8 protein-coding genes and 1 other annotated feature are annotated in these 13618 nt (G+C 34.0%); of the genes, 7 read left to right on the top strand and 1 reads right to left on the bottom strand.

Translation table 11 applies throughout. The annotated features are described in order from the left end of the window. Positions 1 to 268: 268 nt before the first annotated feature. The 7 genes from ACQKOG_RS19665 to leuS all read left to right on the top strand — a co-directional run bounded on the left by ACQKOG_RS19665 (position 269) and on the right by leuS (position 11368). Entirely contained in the window at positions 269 to 856 is a 588-nt protein-coding gene (locus tag ACQKOG_RS19665; protein WP_427448050.1) for an SCO family protein, read from the top strand. 828 nt (positions 857 to 1684) lie between these two features. Further along, a complete protein-coding gene (locus ACQKOG_RS19660; protein ID WP_427448048.1) occupies positions 1685 to 2389 on the top strand; it encodes an ABC transporter ATP-binding protein in 705 nt (234 codons plus the stop codon). A gap of 2 nt (positions 2390 to 2391) precedes the next feature. Next, positions 2392 to 4716 (top strand): ABC transporter permease, encoded by a 2325-nt coding sequence (locus ACQKOG_RS19655; RefSeq protein WP_402872788.1) that lies wholly within the window; start codon positions 2392 to 2394, stop codon positions 4714 to 4716. 411 nt (positions 4717 to 5127) lie between these two features. Then, positions 5128 to 6087, top strand: coding sequence for a 2-hydroxyacid dehydrogenase (locus tag ACQKOG_RS19650; protein ID WP_427448046.1), 960 nt, complete (start codon positions 5128 to 5130; stop codon positions 6085 to 6087). Between the two features lie 43 nt (positions 6088 to 6130). Next, on the top strand, positions 6131 to 6514 hold the full coding sequence (locus ACQKOG_RS19645) for a cupin domain-containing protein (RefSeq protein WP_402872792.1): 384 nt from the start codon (positions 6131 to 6133) through the stop codon (positions 6512 to 6514). 447 nt (positions 6515 to 6961) lie between these two features. Next, entirely contained in the window at positions 6962 to 8215 is a 1254-nt protein-coding gene (locus ACQKOG_RS19640) for an MFS transporter (RefSeq protein ID WP_370076491.1), read from the top strand. 483 nt (positions 8216 to 8698) lie between these two features. Continuing rightward, positions 8699 to 8907: a binding site (T-box leader), on the top strand. Between the two features lie 37 nt (positions 8908 to 8944). Further along, entirely contained in the window at positions 8945 to 11368 is a 2424-nt protein-coding gene (gene leuS, locus ACQKOG_RS19635) for a leucine--tRNA ligase (RefSeq protein ID WP_427448043.1), read from the top strand. Positions 11369 to 11679: 311 nt separating this feature from the next. Here the strand turns inward: leuS and ACQKOG_RS19630 are convergent, their stop codons facing one another. Continuing rightward, positions 11680 to 13293, bottom strand: a complete 1614-nt coding sequence (locus ACQKOG_RS19630) for a PucR family transcriptional regulator (protein WP_370076487.1) — start codon at positions 13291 to 13293, stop codon at positions 11680 to 11682. Positions 13294 to 13618: the final 325 nt, after the last annotated feature.

Genomic DNA, 13618 nt, shown 5'->3' with positions numbered 1-13618 from the left:
GAGGATTTGCTTGGAAACTAAAAAAACTTTGTTATATAACAATTATATGATGTCTTGGGAAATAACCAAAATAGTAAAAAACAGCTTTAATTAATTTTTAAAAAAGTGTGAATTGTCTGGAATATACAGGGTAGTAATATACCAAAATCGTACAATATACATTGAAATGACATAAAAAAAATGAAAGGATAAGCGCATATCTTGTATTAAGTACCTATTATTTATACAATAAACAACGATGGTAAATTGAAGGGAAGTGAGCAAATATATGAAAAAGAAAAGTGCAATGCTCGTGTTGATACTAACATTAAGTAGCATTCTAACTGCTTGCGGAAGTTATAAATTTGAACCTGAAATGAACATAGAAGTACAGGATTTTTCGGTTACAAATCAAAAAAATGAAAAGGTTAGCCTTAATGATTTTAAGGGCAAGCCATGGTTAGCAATGTTCGTCTTTACTAATTGTAATTCCATTTGTCCGCCAATGACGTATAACATGACAGAGGTGCAAAAAGGACTTCAGGATAAGGGCGTGGAAGATTATCAAATTGTAGCTTTTAGCGTTGATCCTCAAGTGGACAAGCCAGAAGTTTTAACGAATTATTTGAAAACGTATTCAGTGCCTGACGAAAGCAAATGGCAACTATTAACTGGCTATGATCAAAAGTTTATTGAACAGTTTGCAATGAAATCGTTTAAATCACGCGTGAAAAATGATCCAAATACTGACCAAGTTGTACATATGGGAAGGTATTACTTAGTTAATGCTGATGGGATTGTTGTGAAGGATTATCCTGCTGTAACGGATGTGCCAGTTGAGACGATTGCAGCAGATATGAAGGCGTTAACTAAATAATAAAAAATAACTCAGAGGTTGGAATGACTTCTGAGTTATTTTTTATGGCCGTAAATATGAAAGGGGTTCCGCAATCTTATCAAAACGTTGAGGTGTTCGAGTACCTATCAATAAATTTGTTTTTTATTTTTTAGAAACCTGAATATTAGTGTTAATAGTAGCAGAACAATTGGTGTCAGTTCGATGTATTTAAAAGCATTTACACGTATTTATAATTAGAATGAAAGAAGTGAACTTCCTTCCGCCTTTTTCTGCTGTGATATGCGCATATCCTCACATTTGCCACAAAACATACTAGCTATAGTGATCAAAAGTAAAATCTATTCTAAGCCTCTAACATCTTCGTAACTCATCATTCAAACTTTAAATTACAGATAATTATATTATGTCTACTAAAAATCAAAACAAAAGAAACTGATGCATTTTACCCGTATGGGAAATCATTTCATAAATCTTCTATTTGATAAAATGTATTTTTTACCAAACGTGTATATATTTAATTTTATCAGCTTATATATTATTAGAGTGATTTAACTGCTTTTGCTTGAGCCCGGACGAAATAATGCCGATTCATAACTGCCGTAAACATCATGGAACCTTCTTGAAGCCGTGAATCGTGTTGTGGTTGAAACTGCTACAGAGAATGGTAGATTGAATTTCTTTTTAAGTCGATATAAATCTCTAACATTTTACCGTGATTAACGGCTTCTTGATAAAGCCAATCAGCAAAAAGAAACAACTAAAGAGTAACTCTAAAATATACGACAAATGTTGTTTATTTTAGAGTTACTTGACGTTGATAAAAAATTATTTGAGGAGATGAAATAAATGAAAAAGCTGATCGAACTTAAAAACGTAACGAAAGAATACAAAATAGGAGAAGTCCCAATCAAGGCTCTGAATGGTGTTGATTTTTCCGTAAATGAAGGGGAATTCGTCGTTATTTTAGGGGCAAGTGGTGCGGGTAAAAGTACGATTTTAAATATTCTTGGCGGTATGGATACAGTTACCTCAGGTCAAGTCTTTGTTGGGAATCAAGAAATAACAAGGCTGAACGAAAAAAACTTAACTGAATATCGTGGTGAGAAAGTTGGCTTCGTCTTTCAATTTTATAATTTAATTTCGAATTTAAACGCTCTCGAAAATGTTGAATTAGCCACTGAAGTATGTAAAAACCATCTGGATGCTAAAGATATTTTACATAAAGTCGGATTAGCGGATCGTATTAAAAATTTCCCTTCCCAGCTTTCTGGAGGAGAGCAACAAAGAGTCGCTATAGCTAGAGCCGTTACGAAAAATCCCTTACTTTTACTCTGTGATGAACCAACCGGCGCTTTGGATTATGTAACTGGCAAGTCTGTATTAAAGCTTCTGCAAGATTTAAACAGGGAAACGAAGAAATGCGTTGTTTTAGTCACACATAATTCTGCCATTGTTCCTATGGCTGACAAAATTATTAAAGTAAAAAGCGGAATGATCGAAAGCGTTACGATCAATGAGGAAAAACAAAGTGTTGAAGGGATTGAGTGGTAATCATGAAATTGTTTTTAAAATTATTGAGGGACATCAAACAGTCTATGGGGCAATTTATAGCCGTTGTGATTGTTATCGCAGTAGGTGCTTTTTTCTACGCGGGACTAGTAACCTACAGCAATAATCTTAATGCGTATACGAAGGATTACTTTCAAAAACATAATTTAAGCGATTTAAATGTGTACTACAGTCAACTTTCTAAAAATGATGTCACCCGGTTAAGTAAAATTGAAGGTATCCATAAAATCGAAGGACGTTATACCTTTGATGGTACGCAAAGCTTTGAAGATTACAAAACGTCATTAAAAATTCATTCGATCCCTGAAAACAATGAAATAAATACGCCTACTATAACTGAAGGTAGTATCCCATTAAAAAAGGATGAGATTTTATTAGATTCTCATTATGCAAAAGAACATCATTATCGTGTCGGCGATCAAATCACAATAAATGCGAATGAAAGCAGTTTTAACTTTACGATTAGTGGCTTAGGTGAAAATGTTGAACATGCAAAAAAGAATGACATTCAAGATCATAAAACATCTGGAGTCGCTTATATTGCTGAAGAGTCATTACCCGAAATCTTAAATGGCTTTTACTTTAACGAAATCATCGTGGATGCTACAGAAGGTTACGATATTGAAAAGTTAGGCAAATCAATTGAAGAACAGTCCAAGCAACTCAGCTATTTAGATCAAATAAGTAAGGAACGGACTTTCAACTATTCTAAAATCAATCAAACGATTAATAATAATAACTTAATGAGTAAAGTTATACCTTTAGTACTTTTTTTGATTGAAGCGATTATCCTATTTCTCGCCATGTCGAGGACGATCGATTCTCAACGGAATCAAGTTGGTATTATGAAGGCTTTAGGTGTAAAAAACAGCAACATTATGCTTCACTATATGGGATACCCTGTGCTGGCAGGTATACTAGGCTCCATCATTGGCTGTGTAATTGCCGTTTTTGTATTTATTCCTTTAGTAACTAAGTCGTGTGCAAGGGCCTACTCTTTGCCTGACATAACATTCTCACTCTCTCTATTTTCAATCATTCCACCGATTATTTTCTCCAGTGCTTTCGGGGTTCTGTCATGTTACTTAAGCGGTAGAACTATATTAAAAGAACATGCGGCTCAGGCTATGCGTCCTAAACCGCCAAAGAAGATGAAAAAGCTCTTGATAGAAAGAATTCCAGGTCTATGGAGTCATATTTCCTATAGTTATAAACTCATTCTGAGAAATATATTTTTAAATAAACAAAAAGCATTAGCAAGTTCAATTGGTGTTGTTGTAAGCACCGTTTTATTGATTACTGCTTTCGGTACTCAAGCTTCCTTACTAAAAGTAGCAGACCAAATTGAAGATGTTTATACTTATGATTTAAGAGTCGATTATACGATGGGCACAAATTTTAATACGCTAAAACTACCTTCTGAAATTAAAACTAGTTATTTGTTATCCACTCTTCCTATTGAAATGATAAAAGATAATGACAAAGAAAGCGCCAATTTAGTTGTTACTGAAAAAGAAAACAATCTCATTCATTTCTTTGACGAAAATGACAATAGGATATCTTTAGAAAATAACGGTGTGCTTGTACCCAAATCTTACGCTGACAAATATCATATTTCTAAAGGGGATCGTATCAACATAAAGTTTACAGCGCCAGAGCTAAAAGACACTTCTGTAGAAATGAAGGTTTTAAATATATCTACACAGTATTCGAATCCATCATTTTATAGTACACCAGAGTACTTAAAGAGCTTTAACATAGACTACAATCCAACCTCACTTTTAGTTCAAACAAATAACTCTACAGATGCTATGAGCGCTCATAAGTTTTTTGGAAAAGATCGCCGTGTAGATACAATTGCAAATAAGAATGATTTAAAAAAATCAGCTCAATACATTGTGAAACAAAACAGTTTTGTATTTATCATGTTTATCACAAGCGCCATCATACTGTCCTTTGGCGCCATCTATACGATATCCTCCATCAACATATATGAAAGGAATCGTGAGCTAGCAACACTGAAAGTACTAGGCTATCAAAAAAATAAAATAAACAGATTAATATTTTTGGAAAACATTATCCTAACGACATTTGCGGTCATTGTAGCTTTACCAATCAGTGGCTATGTCTATCAAATTATAGTAAAGGCTCTATCAAGCACCCATCAACAAATCCCAGATAAATTAAATATGTTTATCATATTAATCTCTATAATTGTCGCGTTCTTACTTACTATAGTGTCTAACTTACTTCTTAGAAGGAAAGTGACGAAAATAAATATGATTGAATCGCTTAAAAGTGTGGAATAGAGTTTTTGTGGTAAAGGTGTAAAATGGTAACCTTAATCAAGGAGCATCGATTGCCTAAAGATGTAGACAAAGAACGATGTGTGGTTAAATACACGATTATAATGTAACGAATCAGTCCGATTCTCTTTGGGCTGATTTTTTTATTTGGACGAAAACTTTTGTTAAAAATATGTAATGTCGTTTGCATTTTTGTTAAAAGTGAACAATGTTATTTAATAACTCATATCCTACAATCAGATTAAGCAAATAGAATAAAAAATAAGAAAAAACAGGAGTGTTAATCTATGTAAATACTATATTTTTTTGTGCGAAGTATACAAAATAATAAAAGAAGTGTGATCTCACTTTTCTAACGATGGTCACTAGTTAATCAACAGACGTATTCGACAATAATAGGAGGGAATGGATTGTATGTTAGTAAAATTATTAGAACCATTAAATGTTCCAGATTCGATCATTGAAAAATTAGCGGAACCAATCAAACAGGGCGGTCATGAATTTGTATATTACAACGAAAAAACTACTGATTGGGCAGAATTAGCAAGTCGTAGTGAAGGTGCAGATGTTATTATGATTGCGAATAATCCTTATCCTACAGAAGTAATTGATCAAAATGACAAGTTAAAATTAATCAATGTTGCCTTTACAGGGGTTGATCATGTAGGTATCACTCAAGCTAGAAACCAGGATATTATGGTATGTAATGCAGCTGGATATGCGAATCAAGCGGTTGCGGAATTAACAATTGGCTTAGTATTAGATGTATATCGTCGTATTACTAAGGGTGATAGTGAAAATCGTGCCGATAATTTCCCAGGGGCATTCCAAGGTAGTGAAATTAAAGGTAAAACAGTTGGTTTGATTGGTACAGGTAAAATTGGATTAATGACTGCCCGATTGTTTAAAGCATTTGGTGCAAACTTAATCGCTTCAGATCAGTCCAGCAGAAATCCAGAAGCTAAAGATTTAGGTATCGAGTATATGGAATTAGATGAGTTATTAGCACAATCTGATATTGTGTCATTACATATTCCATTACTACCAAGCACGAAAGGTTTAATTTCTAAAGACAAATTACAATTAATGAAGGAATCAGCCATTTTAATCAACTGTGCACGAGGACCAATTGTTGATAATGACGCATTGGCGGATGCATTAAATGAAGGGCGAATAGCAGGAGCCGGTATCGACGTATTTGATATGGAACCGCCTATACCAGGAGACTATAAACTATTACACGCCAAAAATGTAATTTTAACACCACATGTAGGTTTCTTTACTGACGAGGCGATGGAATTGCGTGCTGAAATTGCATTCGATAACACCATTGCATTCTTAGAGGGTAAACCCCAAAATATTATTAAACGCTAAATAATGTGGGTTTTTTGAAAATTGGAAACAAGGAGAAAATACAATGACATTAAAAAAAAGAGCAAGAAAAGATTTAAAAAATCGTATTTTCCATTGGCCAGATATTCAAGAGTTTAGAGAAGAAGAAGCGACAAAACATATTTTCTATGAAACACCTAATACTGTAGGAGCTGTTTGGTGTATGCATCCAGGACAAGATTTGCCAATTCACTCGCACGAGAAAGCTGATGATATTTGGATTGTTGTAGAAGGAACAGCAGATTTTTATCCAGAGTGTGGTGAAATGGTTCAAATTAGAGCTGGTGATGTTGTTGTTGCACGTGCGGGTGAAAAGCACGGAATGACTAATAATTCTGATAAAGATTTTGTTATGTTAGGGATTGCGGGTCCGACACCAATCGGTTTTATTCCGCATAAAAATCATTAAGTGAAATAGCACGTCTGTTGATTAACTAGTTTTCATAGTATAAAAAGAAAGATTCCTCCTTGTAGAAGCAATACCTACAAAGGGGGAATCTTTCATGCCATCATAATAAATTGTCATACCTCAATAAAACTTTATATTATAATGTGTTGCACTGTAAATATAGGTCAGTCCGATAACCTTAAGGGTAATCGGGCTTATTTTTTGTTTGTTGCACCTACCTTGCTGTGTAGAGAGTTATCGAGGGTGCAAAAGTACTACGTAGAGATCAGTTAGCGAGAATATCATAAGTCACACTTTTATAAATATTTTAAGTATATGCTTTTGTCTAAAATGTGCAAATCCATTTCTGTTTTTGTTAAAAGTGAACAATGTTATTTACTTACTCATAACCTAAAATTAACTTAAGCAATACATAAGTAAAAAAACGAAAAATAGGAGTGTCATATTATGGGACAAACAGTTAAAAATGACCCGAATTATTACAAAAAAATAATTGTTGCACTGTGCTTAGGTTGGGTAGTTATTTGGATTTATCGTACAATACTTACGCCCATATATCCACAAATTCAAGAATCGCTAGGGAATATTAGCGATACTCAGGTCGGACTAGTTGCTTCTATTTACTTTTTTGCCTATACAGGTATGCAAATTCCATCAGGTATACTAGTTGATAAATTTGGTCAAAAAAGAGTATTAATCCCTGCGTTTATCGTTTTTGCATTAGCGGCATTTGTCATTGGGACAAGCTCGACAATCACTCAAGTTTATATAGGCGCCTTATTGGCAGGTCTTTCGACTGGTTCATACTATGGTGCAGCGTTCTCCTTATCAGCTAAATATATGCCTAAAGATAAGAAAAGTTTTTCTAATGCGATCATCAATAGTGGTGCAGCATTAGGTATGGTCATTGGTCTAGTAGGCTCATCTGTTTTAGTTGGTGGTCTTGAAATCAAATGGAATTACATGCTTTATATCACATCTATCTTAATAGTAGCTGTAACATTTGTGTTTGCTTTGTTTGTTAAACAAGACAAAAAATCACCTACAGAAGGAACATCTGAAGATAAGAAAATAGCACAAGACGCAGATTCTCAAGGCATGAATTTATTCTCACCAAAACAATTAGTCATTTATTTCGTCTATTTTGCAACATGTTATGGCTACTACATGATTGTGACATGGTTACCATCATTCCTTGTCGCAGAAAAAGGATTCGAACAAGGTTCAGTAGGCTATGTAGCTGCTTTAGTCGCCATCACAGCAGTTCCTGGTGCATTAATATTTTCTAAATATATTGATAAAAATGCACATATGCGTCTGAAATTAATTTTATTCTTGTTAATTGGTGCAGCTGTAACAATTAGTTTAACCGTGTTTGCACCTAATCCTTCAGTGCTTTATGTTGCGCTTATTTTATATGGATTACTAGGAAAACTTGCAATTGATCCAGTTTTAATAACATATGTATCTGATTCAGTACCTTCAGATAGAGTTGCTAAAGCATTAGGTTTCTTTAACTTCTTTGGTATGAGTTCATCAGTTGTTGCGCCAACGCTTACTGGTTATATTGGTGATATCACTGGAACGAAGGTATTAGCATTCTATATTGCAGCCATACTTCTTGCAGTAGCAGCGATTCTATTTTTCCTTGTCGTGATGTTACGAGAGAATAAAGCAACCTCACCCCTAATTAATGAATAAAACAAGGCTACCCATCGATGGAGATTTTCTTTATCTCCCATCGGTGGGTAGCTTTGTGATTTATTTTCATTATTATGTCCGTATAAATTAAGGTATGGAAGCAAGTGTACCGATAAAGTAATTGTAGAAAAACTTTTCTATTTTTTGCCTCAAAACCTTTTTCAATTATTTCGAGCAAATATAATCCCGCTAAAAAGCATTTATACAACCTTCGGGCACGAGTTTATTCTAAGTCATAATTTATTAATTTTGTAGAAGACTATATATAAAGAACTAAATAGAAAAATTCGATTATGGAAGCCCCTAACGTATAGGCAAATACCTTATCTTATTAAAACGGAAAATATAGAGATAATAAATTGCTACTTTAGGAAAGTGATTTAAGTGTATTTTTAAAGAGACTTAATATTTTGAATATAAATACTTTTTTTGCAAAAGCTTTACAATAAACTAAATTATCTGTAATATTCGACTCAATTAAATATTTTTACATTGATTGGAAGTAGTAAGGAACACTTATTGTATAGAGAGCTGCTGGTGGGTGAAAAGCAGTCAATAATTTCCTGAACTCGTCCAGGAGTATTTATGCTGAACTTAAGTAAGCATAGACGGCAGCTACCGTTATAGATTAAGGGGGTTAATCTTACATTAACCAATTAGAGTGGTACCGCGAATCGAACTTCGTCTCTTTATTGAGACGGAGTTTTTTATTTTTAAGGAGGTTAAATTATGACATACGAATTTATAGAAATAGAAAACAAATGGAAAGATTATTGGGAGAAAAACAAAGTATTTGCAACAAATGTCTATGACAATACAAAACCGAAATATTATATTTTAGACATGTTTCCATATCCTTCAGGTTCGGGGTTACATGTTGGACATCCTAAAGGCTATACGGCTACAGATGTTATAGCACGTATGAAACGAATGCAAGGTTATAATGTTTTACATACAATGGGTTGGGATGCATTTGGCCTACCAGCAGAGCAGTATGCGATGCAAAATAAGCAACATCCGAAATTTATTACGAAACAAAATATCGATACGTATCGTCGCCAGATTAAAAGTTTAGGTTTTTCATACGATTGGGATCGAGAAGTTAATACAACTGATCCTAATTATTATAAATGGACACAATGGATCTTTATTAAACTTTTTGAAAAAGGTTTAGCTTTCATGGATGAAGTATCTGTGAACTGGTGTGAGGAGTTAGGGACGGTATTAGCAAATGAAGAAGTGATTGACGGGAAAAGTGAACGAGGTGGCTATCCTGTAATAAGAAAACCAATGAAACAATGGGTTTTAAAGATAACAGAATATGCTGACCGATTACTTGAAGATTTAGAGGACCTGGATTGGCCTGATAGTTTAAAAGAAATTCAAAGAAATTGGATTGGCCGTTCTGAAGGGGCACAAGTGAAATTTAAAGTTGCTGGCACAGTCAAAAGCTTTGAAGTTTTCACGACTCGTCCAGATACATTATTTGGTGCGACATACTGTGTTTTAGCGCCAGAGCATACATTAGTAAAAGAAATCACAACTAATACACAATATGAAGCGGTAGAAGCATACCTAACAAAAGTAGCATTAAAATCTGACTTAGAGCGTACAGACTTAGCAAAAGAAAAAACAGGAGTCTTCACAGGTGCGTATGCAATAAATCCAATCAACGGTAAAGAGGTGCCAATTTGGATTGCTGACTATGTATTATCAACATATGGTACAGGTGCAATTATGACCGTTCCTGCACATGATGAGCGTGACTACGAGTTCGCTAAAGAGTTTGATTTAGATATCACCCCCGTACTTGAAGGTGGCGACATCGAAAAAGAAGCGTTCACTGGTAACGGTGCACATATAAACTCAGACTTCTTAAATGGCTTAAATCAAGAAGAAGGTATTGCAAAAGTAATCGATTGGCTTAAAGTAAACGGATGCGGTGAAAAGAAAATTACGTATCGTCTACGTGACTGGTTATTCTCTCGCCAACGTTACTGGGGTGAACCTATACCGATTATTCATTGGGAAGATGGTACAAAGACGGCTGTTTCAGAGTCTCAGTTACCACTAATGTTACCTGAGACGAATAATATTTATCCTTCTGGCACGGGTGAATCCCCGCTAGCTACTATGAAAGAATGGGTGAATGTGGTAGATCCTGTTACAGGGATGAAAGGTAGAAGAGAAACCAATACAATGCCACAATGGGCAGGTTCTTGCTGGTATTACTTAAGATATATAGATCCTAATAATCAACATGCAATTGCAGATCCCGAGTTATTAAAAGAGTGGCTACCTGTAGATACATATATAGGTGGTGTTGAACATGCAGTTCTTCACTTACTGTATGCACGTTTTTGGCATAAAGTATTATATGATATCGGTGTAGTATCAACAAAAGAGCCATTCCAAAAACTTTATAATCAAGGGATGATTCTAGGCTCTAACAATATGAAAATGAGTAAATCAAAAGGGAATGTAGTAAATCCAGATGATATTGTATTAAGTCATGGGGCAGATAGTTTACGTTTATATGAAATGTTTATGGGACCACTTAATGCTTCAGCACCCTGGACAACGAATGGGCTTGACGGAGCTAAACGTTATTTAAAACGTGTTTGGGATTTAGTCATCGCTAGTGATGGTCAGATAAATTCAAATATAATTATGACAGAATCTTCCGACGAAATTTTATTTGAGTATCATCAATTAATAAAAAAAGTGACGGTGGATTTTACAGAGTTTAGATTTAATACAGGAATTTCCCACTTAATGACATTCCAAAATACGCTAAGTAAAGAAGAAGTACTTCCTCAGGATATTATTGAGGGCTATATCAAGTTATTATCACCAATTGCGCCGCACCTAGCTGAAGAACTGTGGAGTAAACTAGGTCATGAAGATACAGTTGCTTATGAAAATTGGCCAATATATGATGAAAAATTTTTAGTGAAAAATGTTTCTGAAGTCGTTGTGCAAATTAATGGTAAATTTAAAACTAAAATAAATATGCCGATGAATCTTGATCAGCAACAGGTAGAAGACTTAGTGAGGGAAGAAACAAAAGTTAATAGTGCGCTTGAAAATAAAACGATTATTAAAGTGATTTACATTCAAAATAAATTAATAAACTTCCAATGTGAAAATTGATGTAAAATAGGTTAATTTTATATGGGTTGGATGAATGGACATTCGAAGAACAACAGTGGCTGATGTAGCGGTATTGTCAAAGTCCATGTAGACAATAATCTGGGAACGTGTTACCCATTTTATTGATACCTGAGCGGATAATAATCAAATCTTTTTTTATAAAACTAAATTTCATTTATCATCAAACCCATGAATTTTGATCTATCTTTACTCAAAATTCATGGGTTTCTTCTATTATAAAATCAACGTTCAAAGACTACTTTTAGTCGAACTATATTCTTCCAAACCCACATTTTAGCGGGATTTTAAGTTTAAAATGTTATTTTCTCTGATGCAAATAACGCTAATCGTATATCCAATGAAGTATCAGGTGCATCGATTGGCTGACCTAAAATTTCTTCGCATTTTTTAATACGATATTTTACCGTATTACGATGGATATATAAATCTTCAGATGTCTTTGTAAGATCACAATGATTCGCCAAATAAATTTCTAAAGTATGTTTTAGTTCTTTCACTTTCGTTGTCTTTGGATAGGCTAATGAACCTAATGTGTATGTGATAAACGGTTTTAATTTATTGGCCGGAATGAGTTGTAATAATTCTTCCACACTTTTAGATTTATAGAGTTCTATATATCCAACTTCATCACTTTCAAACTTATGATCAAAAGCTTCATTCGCTTCGAAATAAGATAGCGGTAACTGTGAGAATTCAGTGACCTCATTACCAATGCCAAATGAAAGTGTGCTATTAAATAATTTTTGATACTCTTTTTGAAGATACTTGCAGTAATCTAAATAATATTGATGTTTAGTTTGTAAAAGTATCGTAAACCGATGATTACCTGGAGACATATATAAACTGATAGACGGATCAATGTCAATCAACTTATGCGTTAGCCATTCAAAAGTCATTTGATAGCGCTCATTCAAATAGATATTATTTTCTACATTTTTCTCTTTATCAATCGCACAAATTATCACCTGGTAGAAGTTTGATGTTTGGATATGATGCTTTTTCAAAAACTCAGGATGTTGCTTGACTGACATAAGATTATCAGGATGTTCAGACATGAGTGTTTCGAAAAATCGGTTTACCTCTTGTTGTTCCGCTTCTTTAATTTTACTGTTTTTATAAATGGCGAGACTGAGTGTATTTACGGCTTGTTCTATGGCAAGCAAACTAAATGGATAAGTAAGCGTATTGACATTTGAAACCATCAGATAATATGGGAAATATTTAAAAGCTGGCACCTCAAATATAATATGTTCTTCTTGGAAAGATGCACGATTATTAGGTGGAATGTGCTTGGAATTTAAAGATCTTTTGAAGTAACTAAGATTTTTTTGAACCTGTTCTGAGTGTTCTTGGAAGTGATGGCTCATCGATTTAATTTGATAAAAAGGATTTAAGAGCATTACAGGGACACGGAGGAGCCTACTCATCCGTTCAATCATCATTTCCAAGCTTAAACCTCTCATAAGCATTGTATTTAATTCTTGTTGGATATCTAAAGCAAAATATAATTTTTCAGTTTCTTCATCCAAGATATAGGATGAAATATGATGAGTGATCGATCCAAGATTCCAACTTTCGGGGATTCTGATAATTGGGAATTTTAATTTGTTCGCAAACTCTATCACTTCATCGTCAATTTTTTCTAAAAATCGGGATAATTTAATACCTATGCCAGCAACTTGTATATCATTTAATTCTCGAATGAGATCCATTAATCCGGATTGATCGTGCTGATAATTCATACCCGTTGTAACGATAAATGAATGTGGTGCAGTGAAATTTTGGATATCAGGCGTTTCTGTAATATCGACCATTTCTACTTCTCTTTCTAAATCGCCTTCACCATTTAACAATGTTAAATCAGAAAATTGTTGGACAGACATGATTTCTTTTAATGTTGTCAAAGAATCATCTCCTTTATCTTTGTTAGAAAAAGCTAAAATAAAACTTAAATATGTAAGATGCTACAAGGATAACCTATAAATCTGATTGTATACTATTTTTGAAGGTTATTATACGTATAGTCCTTTATTTCAAAATATCAAAGGAGAATTATGTGACAAATTCGGGGTAATCAACGGAATTCTTCGATTTTTGACAAGAGCGTGACAGCGAGGGAAGCATGCCAAAATTCATTTATTTACAAATACGACTTCGTACGAAGGAAATGAGGTAGTCGATGGATAATGCTACAAATCTAGTAGATATGTACATATCAGCTGAGGAATA

It is taken from the genome of Lysinibacillus sp. NPDC093216, assembly GCF_050280325.1.
Taxonomy (GTDB): domain Bacteria; phylum Bacillota; class Bacilli; order Bacillales_A; family Planococcaceae; genus Lysinibacillus.
The sequence above is the reverse complement of the archived record's forward strand: the minus strand, read 5'-3'. Positions and strand labels throughout refer to the sequence as shown.